Genomic DNA, 26,163 nt, shown 5'->3' on the forward strand with positions numbered 1-26,163 from the left:
GGTGCGTCATGGCCTGCCTTCATCGTGGACCCAAAGCAGTGGGCGAATTTGATCTCCCTCAACAAGCACGCGGTTGTAGAGCGCCGTCCGGAACAGAATCGATCGTGTATCACAGTGTGTCTCAAGCTTGGGTGATACAAGTGTTTACACCCTCACGGCAATCTTGAAACAGGCCAGATACGTTTCTGCGTTCAAATGAGTGCCAGCCAGAACACCTGACCTTCGTTTGAAAGGACACCGGAACATGAAGACGCCCCTGTTGAAACAGCCATCCGAGAAAAGTCGTCGCCTGGTTGGCTCGTCCATCCTCGCGTTCACGCTGATGCAGTTCGCTGCGCTCGGTATTGCCCATGCGCAAACCAACACCACAGCAGCCCCGGCAACGATGAATCGCGGCAGCACCGGTACCTCCCAGTCCTCCTCGTTCGGCCCGCTCAGGCATATCAACGCCGGTTTGCTGGACGTGGCCTACGCCGAAACAGGTCCTGCCGAAGGCCCGGTGGTCATTCTCCTGCACGGCTGGCCCTACGACATTCACAGCTATGACGAAGTAGCCCCCTTACTGGCGGCAAAGGGCTACCGGGTGCTCATGCCCTACGCCCGCGGCTACGGCGATACGCACTTCCTCTCCGCCAACACCCTGCGCAATGGCCAACCCACCGCGCTGGCCAGTGATGTCATTGACTTCATGGATGCACTGAAGATCAAGCAGGCCGTGCTCGGCGGCTACGATTGGGGCGCACGTTCGGCGGACATCGTCTCGGCGCTCTGGCCGGAACGGGTGAAAGCGCTGGTCTCGGTCAGCGGTTATCTGATCGGCAACCAGGAAGCCGGCAAGACCCCACTGCCGCCCAAGGCCGAGTTGCAATGGTGGTACCAGTACTACTTCGCCACGGAACGGGGGCGTGCCGGTTACGAAAAGAACACCCACGACTTCGCCAAGCTGATCTGGCAGACGGCCTCGCCGAAATGGGCGTTCGATGACGCCACCTTCAATCGCAGCGCCGCCGCCCTCGACAACCCCGACCACGTGGCCATCACGGTCTTCAACTACCGCTGGCGCCTCGGCCTGGTTCAGGGTGAAACGAAATACGCTCCCCTGGAACAAAAGTTGGCCAAGGCCCCTTCCATCGGCGTGCCGACCATCACCCTGGAGGGCGACGCCAACGGCGCACCGCACCCGGCCGCCGAGGATTATGCCAAGCGCTTCACCGGTAAATATGAGTATCGGCTTATCCAGGGGGGTATCGGCCACAACCTGCCGCAAGAAGATCCGCAGGCCTTTGCCAAGGCCATCATTGACGTCGATCATCTGTAATAGCCGTTTGAAGTGACGGGGAGGCGTTTTTCCCCCGGCCTTTCATCGACTGTCAAGATAACGGAACAGTTCTTCCTCCTGATCAAAATGCAAGCGCAAGAGGGTATCCAGGCGAATCAACTGATGTTGGATCTCATCAGCGCAAGCCGTTGCATGAGCGGCACTGAAATCGACGCTCATGCGCGCCAGCAAATGGATAAGGCGAAAAATTTCCCGATGCGCGTGACTCATGGCCGACAAAGGGTCCTCCCCCCGCAGGCTTCGGGTCAACAGCGGATACAGGGTGTTTTCATCTTCCCGTTCATGTCGGACCAGGGTGACTTGCAGTTTTTCAACCAGCGCCAGCAAATCGCTGCGGGCCTGCTCAAGCGGGCGCTGGGCAAAGTCGCCGGCCAGTTGATGCAGGTCGCTCAGGATAGTCGCCAGTTGCGTGTGTTCGTCCTGGAGGTGATCGATATGTGCCGCGGCAAGCTTTCGTTGACCGGGTCCCCACGATGCCGCCAGTGCACGCAACGCATTGATGATGATCAGCACGTCGATGCCTTCCTGCACAATGGCACCGGCAAGCGGCGGCAGATAGCCGCAGGCGGCGATGGCCATCGCCAGCAATGACATGCCCATGCCGACCTGTACACCCCGGCGGGCAATCTGGCGGGTCCGCCGGGCAATATCCAGCGCCTCGACCAGCCGGTCCAGGCGATCCACCAGCAACACGACACCGGCGGCTTGCGCGGAGGCCGTGGCACCGGCCGCGCCCATGGCCACGCCGACGTCGGCTGCCGCCAAGGCCGGGGCATCGTTGATGCCATCACCGACCATCAGCGTGCTGGCACGCCGGCAGCCCTCCTGTACGGCACGTACCTTGTCCTCGGGGGCCAAACCGGCACGCAACTCGTCGATACCGGCTGACAAGGCGATCATCTCGGCGGTTTCCAGGCGGTCACCGGTGAGCATGACGATCCGCTCGATGCCCCTGTGGCGCAATCGACGCAACGTCTGCGGGGTTTCCCGACGCAGGTTGTCCGCAAACACCAGCAGCCCGGCGAGTGCTCCATCCACCTCGATGAAGCTTCCACTGCACGCCAGGTAATCCATGTGGCGCAGCATGGCGACGGCCCAGTCAGTCATGGGCACTTGTTCATGGGCAAAAGACAATGTACCGAAGCGCACCCGCTGGCCATCGACCCGCCCACAAAGGCCCGCCCCCGGGCTTTCTTCTACTTCCCGGGGGACGCTGAGTGGCAGTCGGCGCTGCTGCGCCGCTTCGACAATGGCCTGGCAGATCGGATGCGTCGAAGCCTGCGCCAACGACGCGGCCAGGCCCAGCAGACGCTGCGGATCAAGCAGTCCGTTGACTTCGATCGACTGCAGCCGGGCATGACCGCTGGTCAAGGTGCCGGTCTTGTCGAGAAACACTTGCTTGACCCCCGCCAACGCTTCCAGGGTCGCCCCGTCCTTGATCAGGATCCCGCGCCGCGCCGCCCTCGAGATGCCGGACATGATGGCAATCGGCACCGCCAGAATCAAAGGACAAGGTGTGGCCACCACCAGGACCGCCAGGGCGCGCAATGGATCGCCGCTTATTTGCCAGGCTATTGCGGCAACCAGCAACGTCAGCGGAATGAAGAGCAAGGCATAGCGGTCGGCCAGGCGCACGTAGGGTGCGCGCGAGCGGCGTGCCGCCTCGGCCAATCGCACAACCCCGGAATAGGTGCTCTGCGCGGCCGTTCGCGTGGCCATCAGCAGAAAGGGGGCACCGACATTGGACACGCCGCTGGGCAGCAACTGGCCTTCCCGGCGGGTGACCGGCAACGACTCGCCGTTGAGCGCCGACTCATCGAGAATAGCCACGGCACTCAACAGGCGACCGTCGACCGGAACCACCTCGCCCAGGCGTACCAACAATGTCTGCTGCGGCTGGATCTGCTCGACAGGGACTTTGCGCAAATCATCCTGTTCCTGCAGCCAGGCAAAACGTGGCGCCCGGTCGACCAGCGCGCGCAATTCGCGTTCGGCGCGTTGCTTGGTAAAGAACTCCAGGGTGCGCCCGCTAGCCAGCATCAAGGCAATCACCGCCGCCACCAGCATCTGCTGAAAGGCCAGGGCGGCGGCAATCGACAGCAGCGCAATGAGATCGACGCCGACCTCGCGCCGGACCAGGCGCCCGGCGATCTCGACCAGCAGGACCAGGACCATCAACAGGCTGCCCGCGGCCCAGCACATCGACGCCCAGCCGGGCTCATGGGCTAAATGCGCGATGCCCCCGCCCAGCAGCGCCAGGCCGGTGATCAGCAACAGCAACGGGTCCAGCCACTTGCCTGGCATCGAAGTGAATTCCTCAAGTAATCACTCTTATCGCTCAACACCCACTGCCGATGATTGATAAAACTCAAATGATCGACTGCATTCAGGCGTAGGAATGACAGCAAAGGCCATATGGGCCCACGACGCCGCATGGATCGCCGCCCGAGCTCGCGCCCGGCCTGATGATCGATGTGGTGCTTCGCGGCAATGCACGTCGGCCACTCCACCTTTACCGGATGACGCTCATGAACACACCTTCGCCAGACCTGCAGGATAAGCTTTATGGCTCCCACAGCCACATCGCCCAGGCCTCTATCGCCCCGCTCCTGCGTCAATACGCGGAGCCTTTGCCGGAGCTGAATTCAGCCGCCTTCGGTGAAATGTTCGACCGCTATGCCGATGCGCGCGTGGTGATGATTGGTGAAGCCAGCCATGGCACCAGCGACTTCTATCGAATCCGGGCGGCGATTACCCAAAGGTTGATTGAGCAACATGGCTTCAGCATCGTTGCGGTTGAAGCCGACTGGCCAGACGCCAGCCATGTGGACCGTTATGTCCGGGGACTGGCGCCCTCGGCCTGGAAACGCCATATCTTCAGTCGTTTTCCGACCTGGATGTGGCGTAATACCGATGTAAGAGCCTTCACCCACTGGCTGCGCCAGTACAACCACACGCTGGCCCCTGGGCAGCGCGCCGAGTTTCGCGGTTTGGACGTTTACAGTCTGCGCAACTCCATCCACGAGGTGCTCGATTATCTGGACCGGGCCGACCCGCAACTGGCCCATGAAGCACGGCGGCGCTATGGCTGCCTGACGCCCTGGCAGGATGATCCGGCGCTCTACGGTCATTTTGTCGAGCGCGGCGGCCTGATGCCCTGCGAGCAGGGCGTGGTCGAACAGCTCAATATCATGCTGGCCGAACAGTTGGCCGGGCTTGTCGAGAACGACGAGGGGTTCTTCAATGCGGCGCAGAACGCCCGGGTGGTGCGGGCGGCGGAGCAATACTACCGGGCGATCTATCATGGTTCGAGTGCCTCCTGGAACCTGCGCGACCGGCATATGTTCGATACATTGCAGGCGTTGCTCGAGCACCGCGGGCCCCAGGCCAAGGCCGTGGTATGGGCGCACAATTCCCATATCGGCAATGCCGCCGCCACGGAAATGGGCTGGAAGGGGCAGTTCAATATCGGTCAACTGTGTCGCCATGCCTACGGGCGCGATGTCGTCCTGATCGGCATGAGTACCGACCGTGGCCAGGTGACGGCCGCCGATGACTGGGATGGCGCCATGCTCGTCAAGCAGGTCCGTGCGTCTCGTCCAGACAGCTGGGAACATCAGTTCCTCAAGGCCGGTGTCGCCGCGTCTTTGACCGACTGGCGCAATCCGCAACGCAAGGATCTGCGGCAAGCCCTTTCCGAGCCTCTGCTGGAGCGGGCAATCGGTGTGATTTATCGACCCGAAACCGAGCGTGGCAGTCATTACTTCGAAGCGGTGTTGGCCGAACAATTTGACGCCATGATCTGGATTGAACAGACACAACCGCTGATTGCACTGCCACTGCCGAAAAACCAGGAACTGGAGCCAGGGGACGATACCTATCCGTTTGGTGTGTGAAACCCATCAAAGGATGACCGCCACCTCCCGCAGATATTTCTCAAACCAGCCGCCAGCCAGCCTGGCGACTTCCTCGAGGGCACCGGCCTCTTGAAAAAGATGCGTGGCCCCCGCGACAACCTCCAGGCGCTGCTCACAGTGCAGGACGTGACTGCTTTGAAAGTTCAGGCTGAATACCAGGGGATCCTGTGCTCCAACGATCTGCAAGGTCGGGGCCTTCACCCGAGGCAACACCACGGTTGCCAGGTCGGTCCGACCTCCCCGACTGACCACCGCGTGTACCCGATCCGGGCGTTCAGCTGCCGCCAACAGTGCCGCGGCTGCACCAGTACTGGCGCCAAACAGGCCGATCAGCAAACAATGCAACGCCGGGTCCCGGTCGATCCAGTCGATCACTTCTACCAGTCGGCTGCCCAGCAAGGCGATATCGAAACGCAGTTCACGGGTCAGGTTGTCCAGGCGTTGCTCCGTCTCCGTGAGCAGGTCGAGTAGCAGCGTCCCCAGCCCCAGCCTGGCGAGGGCTTGTGCAACCTGCCGATTACATGGGCAGGTGCGGCCGCTGCCACTGCCATTGATGAAGACCACCAGACCGATTGCATTTATCGGTAGAAGCAAGTCGGCTGACAACTCGACATCCATCAGGTCCAGCATTCGAAACCGAGACTCAAGCATCGGAGTGCTCCCCGCAGCAGCTGCCGGAGGCGGATTCCCGCCGCCAGGCCCGCTGCAACAGATCAATGACCTGTTCATCCGACGTCTGGGAAAAATCGTTGTACCAATAGCCGATCGACATGAGCCAATCGGGGATCAGCGGGCATATCACTTCATTGCCTTCGCAACGCAGGGTCTCCACCGTTTCAAACGGTGCCACCGGCACGGCAACGACGATATGAGACGGCGCCTGCAAACGTACGGCATCGATCGCCGCCCGCATCGAGGCTCCTGTCGCCAGGCCGTCGTCGACCAGAATCACCACCTGATCCCTGAGCTGCACCGGCGCACGCGTTGCCCGGTAAACCTGCTCGCGACGCAACAGCTCCCGTGTTTCCCGGGCGACCACCGCGTCGAACGCGGCCGGGGCGATCGGGTGGGCCCGCAGCGTGTCTTCATTGAGAATCCGTATGCCGCCGCTGGCTATGGCACCCATGGCGAACTCGGGATGTTGCGGAATCCCCAGCTTGCGCACCAGGATCAGGTCCAGGCGGACGTCCAGGGCGGTGGCCACTTCATAGGCCACCGGCACACCGCCACGGGGCAAGGCCAGGACTATGACCTCGGGCCGATGGGCGTATTTGAGCAATGGCTCCACCAGGCTACGACCGGCAGCAGCCCGGTCGGGCAAGAGGGTTTGCGATGAGAGACTCTGGGTCACTGGAAAACCTCCTCAGGCGATTGCGCCTGGCGGCTCGTATCCAGGAGGTTCCTTTTCCGGAATATCGGTCATGGTCGCTTCGGTCAACAGCAGGATACTGGCAACCGAAACAGCATTTTCAAGGGCGATACGCACCACCTTGGTTGGATCGATGATGCCCGCCTCGTACATATCCACATAACTATTGGCGGAGGCATCGAAGCCAATGTTGCCGGGCTCCGCGAGCATTCGCGCAACCACGACCCCGGCATCTACCGCCGAGTTTTCAGCAATGGTCCGGGCCGGCGCTTCAAGTGCCCTGCGCAGGACCTGCAGGCCGGTCCTGAAGTCGCCATCATGCCGTGCCTCCTCGGCGGCGAGAATCGGCACTGCTTTGAGCAGGGCCAGGCCGCCACCCGGAACAACACCCTCGGCGATCGCTGCGCGGGTCGCGGAGATGGCATCGTCCAATGCATCCTTGCGGGCCTTCATCTCGGCTTCGGAAGGTGCACCGACCCGGATCACCGCGACGCCGCCCGAGAGCCTGGCCAAGCGCTCCTGGAGCTTTTCACGATCGTAATCGCTGGTGGTCGTGTCCATTTGCGCCCGAATCTGTTGCAGTCGCGCCTCGATAGCCTCGCGTGTCCCTGCCCCCCCGATCAGCGCAGTGCTGTCTTTTTGCACCACGACTCGATGCGCACGCCCCAACTGGCCCAGTTCCACCTGTTCGAGGCTGATACCCAGCTCATTGGAAACCACGGTTGCGCCGGTCAGGACGGCAATGTCCTGGAGCATGTCCTTGCGCCGATCACCGAAGCCTGGCGCCTTGATCGCCACTGCGCGCAGCACGCCACGGATCTGGTTGACCACCAGCGTGGTCAGGGCCTCGCCCTCGATATCGTCTGCGATCAGCACCAGCGGTTGGCCACTTTTGGCAACCAGCTCAAGTAATGGCAGCAGGTCCTTGAGCACACCGATCTTATGGTCACAGAGCAGCAGATAGGCATCATCGAGCTCGACTTGCATCTTCTCGGTGTCCGTCACGAAATAAGGTGAGACATAACCGCGATCCAGGCGCATGCCCTCCATTACCTCGACCACTGTTTCCGTGGTCTTGGACTCCTCGACACTGACGACGCCTTCAATGCCCACCTTCTCCAGGGCGTCCGCCACCAACTGACCGATAACGGCATCGTTATGAGCCGACAATGTGGCAACCTGGGCCTTTTCCTTGGGTGTACTGACCGGTCGCGACTGGCCCACCAGCGACTGCATGACCAGGGACAGCCCCAGGTCCATGCCGCGTTTCAGGTCGATCGCGCTGGCACCGGCGACGACATTGCGGATGCCGTCGGCGAGGATTGCATGGGCCAGTACCGTCGCGGTACTGGTGCCATCCCCGACCGCATCGCCTGTACGTTCCGCCGCCTGACGCAGCATCTGCGCCCCCAGATTCTCTTCCGGGTCCAGCAGGTCGATGCGTTTGGCGATCGTCACGCCGTCATTGCAGACGGTCGGGTTGCCCCATTTATTCTGAATCAGCACCGATTTCGATTTAGGTCCAAGGGTCACCCGGACAGCATCCGCCAACTGTGTTGCCCCACTCAGGATCTTCTCGCGGGCTGCGGCACGAAACATGACTTTACTGTGGGCCATCAGGTTGTTCCCCATGGTTGGTTCTACAACAACTGTGCCCTTGCAGCTTCCATTAAATGACGGGGGCAACGTTGACGTAGATCAACAAAGGCATAACGTCGCGCAGTCCTCGCGCGCAGTGCCCGACCCTGCGCACGGCACCACCCAGCCTCCGGATGAACGAACCGCGGCGCTTGCCCTTCAATTGATAAAAATCAACTTGCACCACCAGAAACCGAGTCCAAATAAAGTCTTGAAATCCACCGGACTTCAAGCGAGCGCAAGGGATTGGGTTTCGATTTGAAGTCACCGCTACGCGTGAAATCCTTATCCATCTCGTGCGAGGAAAAGACCATGGACAAATACCAGGACAGTCAGAAAAACAAACTGTTCAAAGCGCCAACTCACGATCCCTATTGTCTGCAGCGAGTCGAAGGCTCTGCCCTGTGTCCGCACTGTGGCGCGGTCTATCAAGCCGGTAACTGGACCTGGCACACCCCTGAAAACACGGTGGTTGCCGACGCGAAGACGGTGACCTGTCCAGCCTGTCGACGGACTGAGGACAACATGCCCGCGGGCACGCTGACGCTCTCAGGCAGCTTCCTGCCAGGTCATCGAAACGAAATCGTCCACCTGATCGAACATACCGAGAAAAAGGAAAAAGCCGAGCATGCCCTGGAGCGCATCATGAAACTGACCGACTCGGATGGCACCCTGGTGGTGACCACTACCGGTATTCATCTTGCCAACCGTCTGGGCCATGCGCTGAAAGATGCCTTCAAGGGTCATGCCGACTATCACTATGGCGATAACGAGTATCGATTGAGCGTCAACTGGTCACGCGATGAGTAGCACCTGGCGAGGTTGTATCTGATAGCCAATACAACCTCGCCACCCCGTTATCCCCTGTCGGAGCCATGCCACTCACGATGCGCCAGCCAGAGGCCAGGCAGCATGGGCAGCCAGAAGGTCAGGCCACGAAACAGCAGCGTGGCGGAGAGCGCTACCGCGATGCTCACCCCGACCCAGTGCAACGTCACCACGGCAGCGGCTTCGAACGCCCCGAGACCACCCGGCACAATCCCGATGCTGCGCAACACACTGGCCAACATGAAGCCGGCAAACAAGCCCAGCGGCGGTGCCGATACGCCCAGGGCCCGGACCAACAGCCACAACGTGGCGCTGTCCAGCAGGATAATGGTCAATTCCAGCAAGGTGATGCGCCAGAGCAATGCGCGACTGCGTACCAACTGCCTGTCCGCGCCGGTGAGCAACGAAACGCTCTTGGCGACAATGGCAAAGCGCTGACCCGGCACACGGGCCGCCAGATCGCTATTGCCGGCCAACATGGGGGTCACGACGGCCAGCGCCAGACTGACCGCAACAAATACCAGGCAGGTGATCATGACGGTCGCGGTCCCATGGCCCTGAAACACCACCACCAGCAACGCCAGGCCGACGGTGAGCACATAGGCCAGGAAGTAGGCGGACAGATCCAGCACCAGGCAGGCCAGAACCACCGGCTTGGCGAATCCGAGCCGCACAAAGGAGGCGACCACCGCGAAGGCCCCGCTGACGCCGGAGGATGGCAGGGCCTGGTCGACGAACAACTTCATCAGGCTGAGCTTGCCCGCATCCCAGAGTGACAGGTGTTGCCCCCCGGCCTTGAGCACGACACGAAAGATCTGTCCCTGTGCCGCATAGGTCAGGGCCTGAAAGCCGAAGGCGGCGACCAGCCATAGCGGTTGCGCCCGGGTCAGCAACCGTGCAAAGGATTCGACTTCAGCGAACCGCAGCGCAACCGCAATGACTGTCGCGAGCATCGCCGCGCCCAGCAACCAGGTTATCCAGAGCGCAAAACGACTGTAATGCTGACCTTCTTCGGGCTCTTGCGACTTGGTAAAAGCTGGAGTGGGCGGTTTAACAGACATGCCATGCCCCTGGGCAGTTCAGCGGATGACTTGATTCTGGCCCAGTATCGGCGAGTGTGCTTGATCCATATCAATCACGAAAAACACCATAGGCCAGCACCTCGCCCTCAACGCTGATGGCCACCTCATCGCCCGGACGAGGGCATAAATGGCCGGGCAACCGGACAATCAGTGTTGTCGATACGGTCGTATCGTCCGCGAGACACAGGTGCACACAGGCATCGTGCCCGTAGTAGTCCACTTTCAGCACCCTGCCCCGCGCCCGGCCAGCCCCGCTGCCCAGGCCGTCATGCAGCGCTGCGAGCCTGATCTGCTCTGGCCGCAGCAATACCTGTGCCGGCCCGTCGGGCATTGCCACCATCAGGCGCAAAGAGCCGAGGGCGCACGCGACAGCAGTGCCATTGACGATCCCCGGCAACAGCATGGCATCGCCGACAAAACGCGCCAGTTCAGGACTCACCGGCATCCGGTACAACTGCTCGGGGCTCGCCACTTGTACCAGCTCGCCCTTCCATAACACCGCGACCTGGCTGCCCATCGACAACGCCTCGGACTGATCGTGGGTAACTAGCAAGGCGGTGGCGCCCGCGGCCGACAAGGCCTGCGCCACCGCTTGCCGGGTTTCCACGCGCAACGCGGCGTCCAGCGAGGAAAACGGCTCATCGAGCAGGACCAGGGCCGGCGCTGGCGCGAGCGCCCGAGCCAGCGCTACCCGTTGCTGCTGGCCGCCGGACAATGAATGCGGCGAGCGATTGGCGAAGTCGCCGGGCAAGCCGACCAGTTCGAGCAACTCGGCGACCCGGTGGCGGGCCTTGCGCTGCTGTCGCGACAGGCCAAAGACAATGTTCTGGGCCACCGACAGGTGCGGAAACAGCGCGCCTTCCTGCGGCACATAACCGATATGACGTTTCTCCGACGGCACATATACACCAGGGCCACTGACCTGCCGGCCATTGATCTGAATCGTCCCGGCATCCCCGCGTTCGAAACCGCAGAGCAGCCGCAACAAGGTGGTCTTGCCGCTGCCGGACGGGCCCAGGATCGCCACCAGGCTGCCGGATGCCACCGACAAATCGACGCCACGCAATACCGGGGTGTTGCCAAACGTCTTGCGCAGGCCGCGAATTTCTACATCAGCCATGTCGATCCCTATGATTGGAAGCTACCCAACACCGCCGATTTGCCGAACAACGACATCAGCAGCCAGGTGGAAAACAGTGAAATGCCGACCAGCATGGCGGCATACGGCGCGGCGGCGGCAAACGCCAGCGCCGAGGTATCGACCCAGACCTGCGTGGCCAGCGTGTGGGTGCCGATGGGCGACAGCAGCAGGGTGGCGGTCAGTTCCGTGACAATGCTGATAAATACCATCGAGGCCGCAGCGCCGATCCCCGGACCGGCCAGCGGCAGGATCACCCGCCATGCCGTTTGCCACCAACGCAGGCCCAACGAGCGGGCCGTGTCCTCGAGGCGCGGTTCGATCTGCAGCAGGGTTGCATGCACACCGACCAGGGCCAGCGGCAGGAACAGGATCGAATAGGTCAGGATCAGCAACGCCGCGCTCTGGTAAAGCGGCTGGATGAAGCGGATCGAGATCGAAATCACCGCCAGGGCGATGACAATGCCCGGGACGCCCTGCCCCAGGTAGGCGATACGCTCCAGCAAGGTGCTGATACGGCCCGGAAAACGCGCCAACAAAAACCCCAGCGGCAACGCGAGCAAAGTGGTGAGCAGCGCCCCGGCCAGGCCAAAGCCCAGGGATGCGCAGGTCGTGCTGATCAATTGCTCCGCCGAAAACTCGACCGGCGTCACGGCGGCTTCACTGTGCTGCAGCAGCCAGTAACCGATCATGCCCAGGGGAACGCCCAGGGTCGTCACGGTCAAACCGGCAAACCCGGTGCATACCAGCCACTTTGCCCGGCCCAGTTCGTAGCGGGTGGCCGATCGGCGTGTGCCACGGTCGAGCCGGTCATAACGGCTGAGGCCGCGTACCTTGAACTCTGCCACCAGGCAGATCAGGCACAGCAACACCAGCACGCTGGCGAGCAAGGCCGCACCGGCACCGTCGAAACTGGCACGATATTCAGCATAGATCTCGGTGGTAAAGGTCCGGAAACGCAACAGCGCGAACGCGCCAAACTCGGACAGCACGCTGAGGGCGACCAACAGCACCCCGCCCAGCAAGGCTGGTTTCAGCTGTGGCAGCACCACACGAAAGAAGCAACGCCACGGGCCGAGTCCGAGGGAACGGGCGGTTTCCTCCAACGCCGGGTCCATGCCCCTGAGCGCGGCCGAGACCGGCAGGTAAACCAGCGGATAGTAGGCAGTGGTGACCACCAGCAAGGCACCGGAGAAATCCTGCAGCGACAGGCTCAAGGAGACCCACGCATAGCTGGTGATGAAGGGCGGCATGGCCAGCGGCACCGCCGCGAGCACGGCCCAGGCACTTCGGCCCGGCAGATAGGTGCGTTCGACGAACCAGGCCACTGCCGTACCGATCAGGGCCGAGGCGAGCGTGGCCGCCCCGACGATCAGCAAGGTATTGACCGCCAGTTCCCCGACAATGGGTCGGAACAACAATTCGACCGCGTCATCGTAGCTGAAGCTCGCGGCCTGCTTGAGTGTGAAGGCCAGTGGCGCCAGCACCAGCAGCGCCACGACGACACAGACCAGCAAAAGTCCGAACGGCGTGTGCCGTTCGGACTTGACCGCAATGGTCGGCTTGGCCATTTACAGCAGGCCGGCCTGGCGCAGCAACTTGACCGCGTGGCTATCGTCACCCAAGGTCTTCATATCCAACGCAGGTGGCGAAAGCTGGCTGAGCGGCATCAGCAGCGGGTCCGCAGCCACGCCTGCACGCAGGGGATACTCGTAGGTCACCTTGTTGCCGGCCAGCAATTGCTGGGCACCTTCGCTGGTCAGATAGGCGACAAACCTGTTCGCTGCTTCCTGGTTGCGCGTGGTCTTCAGGACCGCGACGCCCGACACGTTGACCAGCGCCCCGACATCACCGTTGGCAAAGTGATAAAGCGCACTGTGGGTCCCTTTGTCGCCCACTTCGGTGTGCAGGCGCGCCCAGTAGTAGCTGTTGAGCAGACCGACGGCAACGCCGCCACGGTTGACGGCAGCGGTGACGCCTTCGTCATCGTTGAAAATCTGTGAGTTAGTGCGCAGGCCCTTGAGCCACTGCAAGGTGCCGGCCTCGCCCTTGACCGCCAGCATCGCGCTGACCAGGGGCAGGAAATCGGCATCGGCGGGAGCGATGGCCACCTTGCCTTTCCAGGCCGGTTCGGCCAGGTCGAGCAACGAGGCCGGCAATTCAGCCGCGCTGACCAGCTTGGTGTTGTAGGCCAGTACGTTCTCACGGGCCAACACACCGACCCAAGCGCCGCTCGGCGAGCTGTAACGCGCCGGGATAGTCGACAGGGTCGCGGGCTGTACGGGGGCCAGCAGGCCCTTCTCCTCCAGCAACATCAGTTCGGGAGAGTTTTCAGTGAAGTACACATCGGCGGGCGAGGCACTGCCTTCGGCCAGCAACTGCGCCGCCAGTTCCGGCCCCTCACCGGTGCGCACTTTGACCGAGATGCCGGTCTGCTTTTCGAAATCCTTGACCAGTTGATTGACGGTCTGCTCGTGTTGCGCACTGTACAGGGTCAGCGAGGCGGCCTGAGAGACACCACAGGTCAGCATCGCCGCTGCCAGGCAAGCGAATTGGAAAGCGCGCGGCAACCTGTTGTTGAAAACCTTGAAAGACATTCGGAATACTCCCAATACAGCGATGATTACAGGCAAAGGAGCGCATCCCGATAGAGGCTGCGCCCTGCTCGGCAGCGCTTAGCCGGCGAGCCCTTCGAACAATCCGGCACCGATGAACGAACCCTCGCGGGCACCCGGTGGGCAGGCAAAGATCGCGCTCCCCACATGGGTGGTGAACTGGTTCATGATGTCCTGGGTGGCCAGTTTCTTGTTGATCTTGATAAAGCCGCTGCGCGGGTCGCGCTGGTAAGCCACGAAGAACAACCCGGCATCGAGCATCATGCCCTGGCGCCATGGTGGCCAACGCTCTGCGTAAAAACCCACGCCGTCGTTGTAGGAGTAGGCGCGACGCAGGATCTGCGCGCCGTCGTTTTCGGCGGCGGCGGACAGCCGTGCATGGGCGTTGTCCGGGATGACCGGGTTGCCTTCCTTGTCCTGGGCCCCAAGATCCAGCGGGTCGGACTCGTGGGCCTTGCCCAGCGGCGCGCCGCTGGCCTTGTCACGGCCCACCACTTCTTCCTGGAAGCCCCGTTCCGTCCTGTCCCAGTGCTCCAGCGCGATACGGATGCGCCGCACCACGACATAGGAGCCGGCCTTCATCCAGCCGCCTTCATCGCCGACCCAGACCACCTGGTCCATCATCTGGCCGTCGCGAGTGGACGGATTGTTGGTGCCGTCCTTGAAGCCCATCAGGTTACGCGTAGTGCCACCGCCAGCCGGAGGGCTGGTAAAGCCGGACTGCATCCACTTGATCAGGGCCACGCCATCCGCCAGGGCGAGCAGTTCGCGCAGCGCATGGAAGGCCACCTGCGGATCATCGGCACAGACCTGGATGCTCAGGTCGCCACCGCACTTCTCGGCCACCAATTGGTCACCGTTGAATTTCGGCAGATCGACCAGCGCTTCCGGGCGCCGCGATGCCAGGCCATAACGATCCTTGCCGTCGCTCATGAACAAGCCCGGGCCAAAGCCAAAGGTCACGGTCAGGCGAGACGCCCGGAGCCCCTCGGCCGAACCTCCGTCCAGCGGCGCGGCATCCTTGGGTACCGCCAGCGGCTGTGCGGTCTCGCCACGGCTCATGCGGTTGGCGGCAACGGTCCAGCGCTTGAGCAGCGCGATCACATCCGCCCGCTGGGTGGCTTCCAGGTCGAACGCGGCAAACAGCGAGTGGGTCTGCTGCACCGTGACGATGCCGCCCTGGTGCACGCCATAGAATGGCTCCACCGCGGACAGCGCCCGTGGCTTCGCCAGGCGCTCGGCGGCGGCCACGCCACCGCTGCCGATCACGCCCGCGGCAACCGCCAGGCTGCTGGCCGCACCGAGGAAACGACGCCGGGACAGGCCGGGAACGTTTTCGTCGTGGCGGCTCATTTGGCCAGTACCAACATGTTCACATCGTCTTCGACGTAGTAGAAACCGTCACCGCCGGGGGTGATGACCAGGCCAAAGAGATCGCCGTTGCCAGGTGGGACCTGAGCCTTGTTGGCATCGATCCACTGGGCAAAGAGTTGCTTGCCGGTTTGCGGGTCGATCTCCACGACCTTGCCGTTCAAGCCGTTGGTGGTCAGCAGATGGCCATTGGGTGCGGTGGTCAGTGCCAGCGGACGCAGCAACATTCCATCCTTGGTCAGCGTACGGCCGACACCGGCGCTGGTGGTCCGGGTGCTGGCATCCCAGATTTCGCTGATGCGGTTGGCGAGCGTATCGGAGACGTACAGTTTGTCGTCCTTGCCCATCGCCAGGCCGGTCGGCCCAACCAGGAACACGCCTTTGTCCGCCTGGGCGCTGAAGCCGCTGCCGACCACGGTCTGGTTGGTGATCACCGGAGGCTTGCCTTGTGGGATGGACAGGTCCAGGCGCAGTACCGTCGACTGGATCACCACCGGTGGCGTGCCTTTGGCGCTGCCGATACCAAAGCCGGCATTGCTGACGAACAAGGTCGCGGTGGAGCCATTGTCGATCACCGCCATGTTGCCCCACGGGTCATTGATATTCGGCCCGGACCAGACATCGACGACCTTGCCGTTCGGGTCGAGCACCACCAGGCAACCGGCGCCCTTGGTGTCGGTGGTCCCGTCATTGCTCGGGGTGCTGCCGACGATCACCCAGCCACTCTTGAGCATGGTCATCGCGGTGCTGAGGCCTACGCCACCCGGGCACTGCGGCAAGTCATGGGGTAATTGGGTAAACAGCGACAGCTGCTTGGTGGTCGGGTTGTAATCGACAATGGTCGTGCCGACACCCTGCAGGTTGGCGGCGTTGTTGAAGTTGTCGACCAGCACGTCATCCTTCTGGATTTTCCCGGCGGACACCGGTGCCACGGCAATGGCGTAGGGGTTCTGGTCGCCATTGTCCGGGACTGTGGACGTCAGGGTCTGGTGCTTGTGGATGTTCGGCAAAAAGCCCTGGGTGTCGTCCGCGTGGACCGGCAGGACGATGTTGAAGGTCAATAGCGTGGCCAGGGCCAAAAGGCCTTTGCCCAGGCGCGGCAGGCTCGAATACGTCATGCAATACTCCTGATTTCTCGAAGTCGGCAGGCCCTGTCAGGCAGGGCCGCAGTCAAACAAAGCGGATCGGTGCGCTTGGGCGGATGCAAAGCGCCCGGCCAGCGCCCGACCTAGAGAGTGATGTTGGTGCGCAAGCCCCAGACCAGCGTGTCGCCCATTCGCAGCGTCGGATCGTTGGGGTTCTGCCCTGCTCCCGGATTGAGCGTGTACTGAATGTCCGGCTGCAGTTGCAGCCAGGGGGTCAGCTGATACTGGTAGGTCGCTTCAAGAAAAGTCTCGCCATTGCGCACGCGGTTGCCACTGTCCAGATCCAGGCCCGCGGCGCCGCTGCCGACCTTGACGTAGCCCAGCCCGAGGCTGACCGTATCGGCATCGCGGCCTTCGAAAGGCGCGGCGAGGGTCACACCGGCGTTGGCGCTGAAGCTGATCAGGTTGCGATCGCCCGGTGCGCCCATCAGGCGGGTGAACACGCCCACCGAGCGCAGGCTGTCCGGGGCTTGGCGCCAGATCATCTGGTCAGCCACGGCGTAGACGCTGTAGTTGCCCGAGTGCTGGGTCGCGGTGCCATTGCTGTTCGGATCGGCGAGCGACAGCCCGTCGGTGCCGTAGCGCTGGTCGGCGAAGTTCTGGGTGTTGTACCAGGCGCCGAGCTTGTAGGTACCCGGCAAGCCGGCGTTGGCGCTCTCCGTCTGACCCAGCGAGGCCTGGTTGACACCGTACTGCAGCTCGGCGATGTACAGCGCGCCGGTGTGCAGGTCGAAGTTGGTGCCGTGGGCGTTCTGTCGTTGCGGGTCGCCGTCGTTGGTACCGGCCGGGTTACCGTCATAGACGCCCGCGAGTACGGTGATCGCATCGGTCGGATGGACCCGTACACGGATCCCGAGGGCGGACAACGGATAGGCCGGGCCACCGGCCGGCATGTCGTAGGATGGTACCGCCGGCCAGCCGAACATGGTGTTGACGAAGGTACTGGCGTACTGGCTGACCATGAACTCCTGGTCGATGCTTTGCTGGCCGACCCGGAAGTCCAGGGCCTCATCGAGGAATTTCTGCTGGTACCAGGCTTCCCAGAGACGGGTGCCGGTGTCCGCTTCGATGCCGCTGGCGGTCTGCAGGGTGCCCAGTTTGTTCGCGCTGAGGTTTTGCCCGTGAACGTTCACGGCACTGATGTTGAGGGTGCCGCCAGCCAGGCCGAAAAGCTTGAGGGTATCGAGTTTCAGCGTCATGGTAGTGAGACCGTCGTAGTCCCCGCCTCGATTCAAGCCGCCCTTGGCATTGTTCAGGTATTCGCTGGTTTCCGTCAGGCCCAGGGTCACGCCGTAAGCCGCCAGGCTGGAGCGCAACCCGCCGATATCACCGAGCATGTTCTGCCGCGTCAGGAAACCGGTCCACTGGCCGGCAGGCGCCGCCTTGATCGCCAGATCCGCTTCGGGCAGGTCAGCGGGGTTGACGTCGTCGGTCGCGACAGATGGGTTGGCGGCCGGCGCAGCAGCTGCCGCACTGGCGGGATTGACCCATAACCAGGCGACAGAGCAGGCCAATGCGGTCGACAGGACAACACGCTGTGTGGATCGGTGGTACGACAGTGCGCGCATCGATGACTCCAGGAGGACTTGATCCTTGAAGCAGCGCGGCGCTCAGGCGTTCGCCGCGGGCAAAGGATCAAAATGAGAATCGAAATGAGAAACGCTCTCGAATTTGCGCGCATAGTAGTCCCGGAATTTTATTAATACAATTTGTTTCAGATGAAATTTTCCTGGTCAAAGATGAAACTTTTCCCCCTCGCTCCGGGCGGGAGCCGAGTGCCGGAGCACTCGGCGATTGCTTGCGGGGTCAGGGCGAATGCGAGGCCAGCAATGGGCTCACCAACCGATCCAGCAATGGCAGGTCGATTTTCGGGTCGCCCACGCTACCGTCCTTGCGCACTACACCGTGCCTGTCGATGACATAGGTCATCGGCATGCGCCAGATGCGGCCAAATCCCTTGAACTCGGCATCCCGCTGGAAGGCGGCCGGATAGCTGTAGCGTGCCATCACCTTGCGCACCATGGCCTCGTCTTCCGGCTCATCCATGCTGATCGCAATGATCTTCAGTCCCTCGCCTTTGTGCTGCTGGTAATAGGTTTCCATGGCGGGCATTTCCTCTCGGCACGGCTCGCACCAGGAGGCCCAGAAATTCACTATCACCACTTGACCGGCGAGTTTCCGAAGATCGAAGGTTTCACCGTTCAGCGTTTTCGCGGTCAGGTCGGGGGCATGCTCGCCCACATCAACCGCCCGGGCGGGCAGGCAGACCAGGCTGCAACAGAGCGCGAGCCATGGCAGTAGCTTTTTTGCGTCCATCAGGTTTCCCTCCGGGTCAGAACGCGTATCGGGCGCCGATGGTCGCGGTATAGCGCGGAGCAAGCTGCACACCGTTGACATTCTGGTACACCGGCACCTGGACGAAGCTGTACAGCGAGGTTTTCTTGCCGACCGGCACCGTCATGCCCGGGCTGAGGTAAGCCAGGGTGCCACCGGTACTGACGGTGTCGGCATTGGCCCCGACATCGCGCTCGACATGTCGGACATTCACCTGGATCTGCGGCATGACATAGGCGTTACCCATGTAACGCAGGCCGACATTCAGATTGACGCCATCGCCAGGGCGATAGTGATCGCTTGAGTCCAGCGCCTTTTGCAGCATGGCCTGGCCGAAGTAGTCCCAGTTCTTGTTCAGCGTATCCATGTAATAGACCCCCAGGATACCGTCGGTGGTCCCGGTGCCAGGTTGCAGGCCACGATCTATCGCGACCGGGCCCGGGGCGGTCGGATCGGTCGACGCGGCGGTATCGTCGTGGGCCCCCGTGGGCAGTTTCAAGCCGAACAACAGCCCCAGGTTATGCTGCGGTGTAAAGCCCTGATAGCGGCCGATGACCTTGACGTCGCCGAGACTGGAGGTCTTCGAGCTGTACTGACCACCGCCATCACCCGGGGTGGCGCCATCCGACGCCGTGCCCAAGGTGTTGTGGCTGCGAAAGATATACGGTACCTGCAGATCCACGCCCCAGCTCGCATTGAAGCTGTAGTCCAGGCCCAGCGTCAGGTAGTCATTGCGCGTGTACTTCTCCACCTCCTGTGGGTTGCCGTTGTTGGAGACCTGGCTCGCGGCAGCCGGAGAAATGCCGTGGCTACCACTGCGCAATTGGTTCTGGTTCAGGTAGTCATAACGCAGGTCGAGTTTCAGCCCCGACGAGTTACTGATACCGAGGTTGTCCCAGTCGGAACTGAGGGTGCAGCCGCAACTGGCACAAGCCAACGCGAGGTGCGGGAATAAGGCACTGACAGCTAGAACCGCGAACGGCAATACGTTCCGACGGGTACGGGGCATTGATGGCATGACCATGGGGTTGGCATTCCTGGATTGAGTTGCAACGCATAGGGGCAAACCTCCCCGGCAGGCTGGGGAGGACTTGTCATCGCAAGGAAAATCAGGAAAAAGCCGGTGGACCGCGTGGTTCGGCGACCAGCCAGGCAGTGCCGATATAAGGTGGGTAGATCGCCGGCGCCAGCACCACGTCGACGCGGCCGGAAAGCTGCCACTGAACAAGACTGGGCGGTAGACCGATGTCGACCGCATGCACGACACACAGCAGGCAATGGCATTCGTGATATTGATCCGGCGCCGAATCATGGCTGCCGGGGGGCTGGACGTGTCCGCTCATGCCGGCCATGTTGCAGTGTTCGCCCATCGCCATCGGCTGCCCATGGGCAGCCGGCAGCCAGAGCATCACGCTCGGCAGCAATGCCGCGAGCATCGCCAGGCACATGGCAAGCTGACGCAATGAGTGGGGAACCCGGGACACAGACACTAAAGTGACGTCGCTGATTGTTATTGACCGCAAGAGTGACAAACAACGGTCAGTCGCACAACTCGCCGCCATCGATTGCGGCATTGTGCCGCAGCACGCAATGCTTCGCGGAATTGCGCATCACCGCCCGGCCCCCAGTCTGAAAGGGGCTCAGCCCAGGTCCCCCCCTCCTACCGGCAAGGTTACGCCGGTGATATAGGCGGCATCGTCGGAGGCGAGGAACAATATCGCTCCAGCCTGCTCGTCGATGCTGCCGTAACGCTTCATCAGGCTGCTGTCCACGGTCTGCTCGACGATTTGCCGGTACCAGACCTGTTCCTCCGCGCTGGGCGCCTGGGTGTTGCGTGGGATCCGCCGCGGTGGTGCATCGGTTCCTCCCGGCGCCGTGGCATTGACCCGGATCCCACGGCCGGCGGTCTCGAAGGCCAGGCAGGCGGTCAGGGCATTGACCCCGCCCTTGGCCGCGCCATAGGGCACTCGATTGATCCCCCGCGTGGCCACCGACGACACGTTGACGATCGCCCCGCGGCCTTGCTCGAGCATGTAGGGCAATACCGCATGGCAACACCATAGGGTCGGGAACAGCGAACGGCGTACCTCGGCTTCGATCTCGTTTTCCTGGTAATGCTCGAAAGGCTTGGCCCAGATGGTCCCGCCGACGTTGTTGACGAGGATATCGATCCGGCCGAAACGTTCATGGGCGGCGCGCATGACTTCCTTGCCTGAAACATGCTGCTCCAGGTCGGCGGTCAGGCTGAGAACCCGCTCGCCACGCAGCTCGTGGACCAGTTCGGAACGATCCACGGCCACCAGCCAGGCGCCCTCCTCCAGCAAGCGTTCGGCCACCCGCCGCCCGATACCCTGGGCCGCGCCGGTGACCAGCGCGACCTTGTCCTTGAAACGTGGGTTCATGACGATCTCCTCAGGCGGCAGCGCCGGTAGCCAGGGTATTGGCGGTGAATTTCTCGTAGTGGAAGCTGCTCGGGGTCACGCCCTCGGCCTTGAAGTGCTGCCGTACGGCATCGACCATCGGCGGCGGCCCGCACAGATAAACATCGACCGCCCCGCCGTTGAGCACGCCCGGGGCCAGGTGCTGGGTGACATGGCCCTGGCGCGGGTGCCGGGTCTGCGGATCGGAGACACAGGTGACGAAACTGAAATTCGCCAAGCGCTCGCGAAACTCTTGCAGTGCCTCGAGCATGACCAGGTCCAGGTCGCGGGAAACCCCATAGATCAGGTGGATCGGCTGACACTCGTTGCCTTCGGCGAGTACTTCGAGCATCGACAGAAACGGCGCCAACCCGGTGCCACCGGCGATAAACAGCAGCGGCCGGGTGACAGCGCGCAAGTAAAAACTGCCCAGCGGCCCGCTCATCGACAGCCTTTCACCCAGTTGGGCGCGGCCCAGCCAACCGCTCATGAGCCCGCCCGGGACATGCTTGATCAGGAAGCTGGCGTGGTGGTCGCCGGGTAGGCTGCTGAACGAGTACGAGCGGGTCTGTTCACTGCCGGGGACAGCGATGTTCACGTACTGTCCCGGCAGGAACACCGGCGCCTGTTCGAGCTCGAAATGGACTTCCAGGGCCGCGTCGGCATGGGCAGTGATGCCCGCCAGGGTCGCGTCGAACCGCGAGATGCCGGTCTTGCAGGCGCTGGACGCTACCGGCACGGCCAGTACGCAGTCGCTTCCAGGCACCATCTGGCAAGTCAGCACCTGGCGCTGTTCGGCCTCATCGGCGCCCAGGGCTTCCTCCAGATAGTCTTCGCCCAGGTCATAGGCGCCACTTTCGCAACGGCACTTGCAGGTACCGCAAACACCGTCGGAACAGTCCATGGGCAGGTTGATCCCTTGGCGAAAGGCGGCGTCGAGCACCTTCTCGCCGACCTTGCAGTCGATGAAACGAGTGATCCCGTCCTCGAAGCTCAGGGCAATGCGATACGTCATGGGATAGCCCTCAGATATGATAAATATCAATGACTTGGTGAATATAATCGTTCTTGAGTATCACCTTCTTGCGGGTGATCAGTGGTTGCTCGCCACTGACATCCAGGCGATAGAACGAGGTCCCGAAGTAGGAGTCCGTGGTCTTGTAGCGATGGCTGAGGGTGTGCCAGTTGAAACGCAGTTCGACTTCCCGCCCGTCACTCCCCAGCACTTCCAGGTTGGCGATCAGGTGCACGGTGCGCGGTTGCGGAGTGCTGGCGCTGGAGCGTTCGGTCTTGATCCGGAACACGCGGTCTTCCAGGCCGTCGCGGTTGGGGTAGTAGATCAACGAGATCTCGCGCTGCGGGTCTTCGGTCAGGCTGTCGTGGTCATCCCAGGCCGGCATCCAGAACTCGGCTTGCGAGCTGTAGCATTGCAGCCATTCGTCCCACTGGCGGTCGTCGAGCAGCCGGGCCTCGCGATAGAGAAAATCCAGCAAGCGATCACGTGACAGGCTCATACCCGCTCCTCCTTGTCCGTGGCGATCAGATCTTTGCGCTCACGCGCCAGCGCCGTGAGCAGGCTGGCGGCCCAGTGTGCGTGCTGGCGCACGAACAGACCTTCGTCCTCGGTCTTGATGCCGCTGAGCTGCGGGTGCATGCCCATCGCCCGGGCATTCTCGTCGGCGCCCTCCAGCCATTGCCGCGCGCCGCGGCTAAGGTCATTCCAGAGAGGGATCGAGCCCTGGTAGCCGGTCTGGCAGGAACGGAACTCCTCCAGGTCATCGGGCGTGCCCATGCCGCTGACGTTGAAGAAGTCCTCGTATTGGCGGATGCGGGTGGCCCGCTCCCCGGCGCTTTCGCCCTTGGGCGCCATGCAATAGATCGTCACCTCGGTCTTGTCGACCGCGATCGGCCGTACCACACGGATTTGTGTCGAGAACTGATCCATCAGATAGACGTTGGGGTACAGACACAGGTTGCGCGTCTGATCGACGATGAAGTCGGCACGCGCCTCACCCAGACGCTCGGCCAGGGCCTGGCGATGGGCATGCACCGGGCGAACTTCCGGGTTGAGCAGACGGGTCCAGAGCAGGATATGACCGTGCTCGAAGGCATACACGCCACCCAGGCTTTTTGACCAGCCGTTGGCGTCCACGGTGCGCGTGCCCTCGGACTCATAGTTGCGGCGCTGCATGGTGGCCGAATAGTTCCAGTGCACGGAACTGACGTGGTAGCCGTCGGCGCCGTTCTCGATCTGCAGCTTCCAGTTGCCGTCGTAGACATAGGACGAGCTGCCGCGCAGCACCTCCAGACCTTCGGGGGCCTGGTCGACCATCTGGTCGATGATCACCCGGGTTTCCCCCAGGTAATCGTTCAGTGTCGGCACCTGCTCCGACAGGCTGCCGAACAGAAAGCCGCGATAGTTTTCGAAGCGGCCCAGGCGTCGCAGATCATGGGAACCGTCGCAGTCGAAGCTGTCGGGATAGGCGCCGGTCTTGCCATCCTTGACCTTGAGCAGCTTGCCGGCGTTGCTGAAGGTCCAGCCGTGGAACGGGCAGGTGAACGAGCCTTTGTTGCCTTGTTTATGGCGGCAGAGCATGGCACCACGGTGGGCACAGGCGTTGACCAGGCCATGCAGCACGCCCTGCTTGTCACGGGTGATCACCACCGGCTGGCGGCCGATGAAGGTGGTGAAGTAGTCGTTGATCTCCGGGACCTGGCTTTCGTGGGCCAGGTAGACCCAACCGCCTTCAAAAATGTGTTTCATCTCCAGCGAAAACAGTTCGTTGTCGGTGAAGATATCGCGGCGGCAACGGAAAATTCCGCGAGCGGGGTCTTCCTGAACCGACTCGCGGATCTGGCAGGCGAGTCTGTCGAGTGTGTCGGTCATGGGCTGGGCCCTCCATTGTTCTTGTCTCAGGCGCCCTCACCTTATGCCTGCCCCGACCGCCACAATATCCGTCCCCTGCAAATCGCTATCCGCCCAGCGCAAGCGCTTCCCGCCGACGACGCCAGGTGTGCGAGGGCAGCTCGCCAAAGCGTTTGCGATAGGTTTCGGAGAAGCGCCCCAGATGAACGAAGCCATGATCCAGCGCCACTTCGGTGACACTGCGGACGCCCGGTAGCTGCAACAGCGCATGCACCCGTTCCAGCTTGCGCTGGCGCACATAGTCGCGGGGGGAGATGCCGACATGCCGTTCGAACAGTAAGTACAGGGAGCGCTCGCTGACCCGCGCCACCTCGCGCAATTGCTCTATGCCGATCTCATCGCACAGATGCGCCTCGATAAATTCGCGCACCGCCTCGAAGCCGCCGGTTTCCTCGGTATCAGGACTGGCCCGTTGGACATTGCTCGCCAGCAGGGCCAACAGCTTGCTGGCCACGATCCGCTCGTACAGCGCCTGCACCTCGGGCCCCGCGCAGCTCTCGGCTTCGTGACAAATCAGCGCCAACAAGGGCACGAAGCCGTCCAGCCCGGCCAGGTTGCGGCTCTGGCTGTCGAAGCGGATGCCCTCGCGCGGGAGCAACCAGTGCTGGTCCAGGCAGGCATTTTCCAGCAAGCGCACCGGCAGTTTGACGATAAATTTCTCGCAATCGGCCGAATACGTCAGGTTCACCGGATCGTCCGGGTTGATCAGCAGGATCTCACCGGGTGTATAGATCCGCTCTGCGCCCCGGGAACTTGAGCAGCAATGCCCGCTCAGGAGGATCTGCAGGTGATAGATGGTTTCCAGCGCCGGCGACGTCACCTGGACCCGGGCGCCGTAGCTGATGCGGCAGAGGTCGAGACTGGAAAAGGTCCGGTGCTTGATGCTCGCCTGCGGGCGGCCCGTGGGCGGCAGGCGAATGCAATGGCTGCCGACATGTTGATTGACATACTCGGAGACCGCATGGGCATCGGCCTGTTCGAAAATCCGGCTGCGTTCACTCAACAAGGTGGTCATGGGAAAAGCCTCTCTTGTTTTTCTATCAAGGCTGGCTAGACGACAAAAGCCCCGCGGGCGGATGCACGCGGGACCTGTAACGCCTGAACGCGGCGAGGGTCAGGCTTCGAGCGCCCGTACCCGCTCACGCTTGTCCTGCTCCTTGGCGGCGTCGGTCGACTGCAAGGCAAAATCGAAATCGATCTCCGCATGCCGCCCGTTCGCATCGTCCTTGAAGACGATTTCGGCAATCAACTCGTCGCGGGTGGCGTAGGCAAAGTCGTCGTGCAGGTACGGGTCGCCCGCGAGGTTGATCTGCGTGGTCAGGTGACGATGACCCGGCGCGGAAATGAAGAAGTGGATATGCGCCGGGCGCTGGCCGTGCCGGCCCAACTGGTCGAGCAACTGCTGGGTCGGGCCATCCGGCGGGCAACCGTAGCCGGAAGGCACGATGCTCTGGAAGCGATAGCGACCTTCGGCGTCGGTGCGGATCCGCCGACGCAGGTTGAACTCCGATTGCGCCGGGTCGAAGTAGGAATAGGTGCCGCCGGTGTTGGCGTGCCAGACATCGACCAGCGCATGGGCCAGTGGCTTGCCCTCGAGGTCGCGGACCTGGCCACGCATGAACAGCACAGTGCCCGGATCGCGGCCGTCATCCAGCCGGGCCTCGCCCTCGCAGAGTGGCGCGCCGGCCACGTACAGCGGCCCTTCGATAGTCCGCGGGGTGCCGCCGACATGGCCGGCCTGCTCGTCTTCGGCGTCCAGCAACAGGTCGAGATAGTGTTCCAGACCCAGGCCGGCGACCAGCAGGCCGGCTTCCTGACGGCTGCCCAGTTCATTCAGGTAGTTCACGGCCTTCCAGAACTCTTCAGGCGAGATCCGCAGCTCTTCGATCAGGCGGATGCTGTCGCTCAGCACCCGGTGGACAATCTGCTTCACCCGTGGATTGCCGGCAGCCTGGTCAAGGCCGGCGGCGCCTTCGAAGAAGTTCTGGACTTCGGCGGTTTGGGAAATACGAACGGTCATGCTGGTGTTCCTCATCATTGT

At 62.4% G+C, this 26,163-nt stretch carries 23 protein-coding genes; 3 read left to right on the top strand and 20 right to left on the bottom strand.

Going from position 1 to position 26,163, the window contains the following annotated elements:
* The first annotated feature begins 244 nt into the window (after nt 1–244).
* Complete coding sequence (locus M5B99_RS01770) at nt 245–1,318, top strand: alpha/beta fold hydrolase (protein WP_248802359.1); 1,074 nt, start codon at nt 245–247, stop codon at nt 1,316–1,318.
* Nucleotides 1,319–1,360: 42 nt separating this feature from the next.
* On the opposite strand, the gene M5B99_RS01775 is transcribed toward M5B99_RS01770, so the two are convergent.
* The gene (locus M5B99_RS01775) at nt 1,361–3,643 is read right to left on the bottom strand and encodes a heavy metal translocating P-type ATPase (RefSeq protein ID WP_248802360.1); all 2,283 of its coding nucleotides are present in this window, start codon (nt 3,641–3,643) and stop codon (nt 1,361–1,363) included.
* Between the two features lie 224 nt (nt 3,644–3,867).
* On the opposite strand from M5B99_RS01775, the gene M5B99_RS01780 reads away from it, so the two are divergent.
* Nucleotides 3,868–5,235, top strand: coding sequence for an erythromycin esterase family protein (locus M5B99_RS01780; RefSeq protein WP_248802361.1), 1,368 nt, complete (start codon nt 3,868–3,870; stop codon nt 5,233–5,235).
* A 6-nt stretch (nt 5,236–5,241) separates the two neighbouring features.
* Here the strand turns inward: M5B99_RS01780 and M5B99_RS01785 are convergent, their stop codons facing one another.
* The 3 genes from M5B99_RS01785 to groL are packed head-to-tail and all read right to left on the bottom strand — an operon-like array spanning nt 5,242 to nt 8,242.
* On the bottom strand, nt 5,242–5,907 hold the full coding sequence (locus M5B99_RS01785; protein WP_248802362.1) for an alpha/beta hydrolase: 666 nt from the start codon (nt 5,905–5,907) through the stop codon (nt 5,242–5,244).
* Nucleotides 5,900–6,607, bottom strand: coding sequence for a phosphoribosyltransferase (locus M5B99_RS01790; RefSeq protein WP_248802363.1), 708 nt, complete (start codon nt 6,605–6,607; stop codon nt 5,900–5,902). Before M5B99_RS01790 ends, M5B99_RS01785 begins: the two co-directional genes overlap by 8 nt.
* Nucleotides 6,608–6,619: 12 nt before the next feature.
* The gene (gene groL / locus M5B99_RS01795; RefSeq protein WP_248802364.1) at nt 6,620–8,242 is read right to left on the bottom strand and encodes a chaperonin GroEL; all 1,623 of its coding nucleotides are present in this window, start codon (nt 8,240–8,242) and stop codon (nt 6,620–6,622) included.
* Between the two features lie 333 nt (nt 8,243–8,575).
* Here groL and M5B99_RS01800 point away from each other — a divergent pair, with 333 nt between their 5' ends.
* Nucleotides 8,576–9,073: a BCAM0308 family protein gene (locus tag M5B99_RS01800; protein WP_248802365.1), complete on the top strand. Its 498-nt coding sequence runs from the start codon at nt 8,576–8,578 to the stop codon at nt 9,071–9,073.
* A gap of 47 nt (nt 9,074–9,120) precedes the next feature.
* Here M5B99_RS01800 and M5B99_RS01805 read toward each other — a convergent pair whose 3' ends face one another.
* The 16 genes from M5B99_RS01805 to catA all read right to left on the bottom strand — a co-directional run bounded on the left by M5B99_RS01805 (nt 9,121) and on the right by catA (nt 26,142).
* The gene (locus M5B99_RS01805) at nt 9,121–10,152 is read right to left on the bottom strand and encodes a lysylphosphatidylglycerol synthase transmembrane domain-containing protein (RefSeq protein ID WP_248802366.1); all 1,032 of its coding nucleotides are present in this window, start codon (nt 10,150–10,152) and stop codon (nt 9,121–9,123) included.
* A 70-nt stretch (nt 10,153–10,222) separates the two neighbouring features.
* Complete coding sequence (locus M5B99_RS01810) at nt 10,223–11,293, bottom strand: ABC transporter ATP-binding protein (RefSeq protein ID WP_248800207.1); 1,071 nt, start codon at nt 11,291–11,293, stop codon at nt 10,223–10,225.
* Nucleotides 11,294–11,301: 8 nt separating this feature from the next.
* Nucleotides 11,302–12,882 (bottom strand): ABC transporter permease, encoded by a 1,581-nt coding sequence (locus M5B99_RS01815; protein WP_248802367.1) that lies wholly within the window; start codon nt 12,880–12,882, stop codon nt 11,302–11,304.
* Entirely contained in the window at nt 12,883–13,908 is a 1,026-nt protein-coding gene (locus M5B99_RS01820; protein ID WP_248800205.1) for an iron ABC transporter substrate-binding protein, read from the bottom strand.
* Between the two features lie 78 nt (nt 13,909–13,986).
* Entirely contained in the window at nt 13,987–15,279 is a 1,293-nt protein-coding gene (gene efeB / locus M5B99_RS01825) for an iron uptake transporter deferrochelatase/peroxidase subunit (protein ID WP_248802368.1), read from the bottom strand.
* On the bottom strand, nt 15,276–16,415 hold the full coding sequence (locus M5B99_RS01830; protein ID WP_248802369.1) for a hypothetical protein: 1,140 nt from the start codon (nt 16,413–16,415) through the stop codon (nt 15,276–15,278). The genes efeB and M5B99_RS01830 overlap by 4 nt, the downstream gene beginning before the upstream one ends.
* A gap of 110 nt (nt 16,416–16,525) precedes the next feature.
* Complete coding sequence (locus tag M5B99_RS01835; protein WP_248800202.1) at nt 16,526–18,010, bottom strand: carbohydrate porin; 1,485 nt, start codon at nt 18,008–18,010, stop codon at nt 16,526–16,528.
* 238 nt (nt 18,011–18,248) lie between these two features.
* Nucleotides 18,249–18,758 (bottom strand): TlpA disulfide reductase family protein, encoded by a 510-nt coding sequence (locus tag M5B99_RS01840; RefSeq protein ID WP_248802370.1) that lies wholly within the window; start codon nt 18,756–18,758, stop codon nt 18,249–18,251.
* Nucleotides 18,759–18,774: 16 nt separating this feature from the next.
* A complete protein-coding gene (locus M5B99_RS01845) occupies nt 18,775–19,800 on the bottom strand; it encodes a TonB-dependent receptor (RefSeq protein WP_248802371.1) in 1,026 nt (341 codons plus the stop codon).
* An 85-nt stretch (nt 19,801–19,885) separates the two neighbouring features.
* A complete protein-coding gene (locus M5B99_RS01850; protein ID WP_248800199.1) occupies nt 19,886–20,239 on the bottom strand; it encodes a DUF2946 domain-containing protein in 354 nt (117 codons plus the stop codon).
* 177 nt (nt 20,240–20,416) lie between these two features.
* A complete protein-coding gene (locus M5B99_RS01855) occupies nt 20,417–21,178 on the bottom strand; it encodes a 1,6-dihydroxycyclohexa-2,4-diene-1-carboxylate dehydrogenase (protein WP_248802372.1) in 762 nt (253 codons plus the stop codon).
* Nucleotides 21,179–21,188: 10 nt separating this feature from the next.
* On the bottom strand, nt 21,189–22,211 hold the full coding sequence (gene benC / locus M5B99_RS01860) for a benzoate 1,2-dioxygenase electron transfer component BenC (protein WP_248802373.1): 1,023 nt from the start codon (nt 22,209–22,211) through the stop codon (nt 21,189–21,191).
* A gap of 10 nt (nt 22,212–22,221) precedes the next feature.
* On the bottom strand, nt 22,222–22,710 hold the full coding sequence (gene benB / locus M5B99_RS01865; RefSeq protein ID WP_248802374.1) for a benzoate 1,2-dioxygenase small subunit: 489 nt from the start codon (nt 22,708–22,710) through the stop codon (nt 22,222–22,224).
* The gene (locus M5B99_RS01870) at nt 22,707–24,083 is read right to left on the bottom strand and encodes a Rieske 2Fe-2S domain-containing protein (protein ID WP_248802375.1); all 1,377 of its coding nucleotides are present in this window, start codon (nt 24,081–24,083) and stop codon (nt 22,707–22,709) included. The genes benB and M5B99_RS01870 overlap by 4 nt, the downstream gene beginning before the upstream one ends.
* 85 nt (nt 24,084–24,168) lie before the next feature.
* Nucleotides 24,169–25,137 carry an AraC family transcriptional regulator gene (locus M5B99_RS01875; RefSeq protein WP_248802376.1) on the bottom strand — a complete coding sequence of 323 codons (969 nt, stop codon included), beginning with the start codon at nt 25,135–25,137 and terminating at the stop codon, nt 24,169–24,171.
* Nucleotides 25,138–25,236: 99 nt separating this feature from the next.
* Nucleotides 25,237–26,142 (bottom strand): catechol 1,2-dioxygenase, encoded by a 906-nt coding sequence (catA, locus tag M5B99_RS01880; RefSeq protein ID WP_248802377.1) that lies wholly within the window; start codon nt 26,140–26,142, stop codon nt 25,237–25,239.
* Between the last annotated feature and the right edge of the window lie 21 nt (nt 26,143–26,163).

Source organism: Pseudomonas sp. MWU13-2100 (genome assembly GCF_023242365.1).
Classification (GTDB): Bacteria; Pseudomonadota; Gammaproteobacteria; order Pseudomonadales; family Pseudomonadaceae; genus Aquipseudomonas.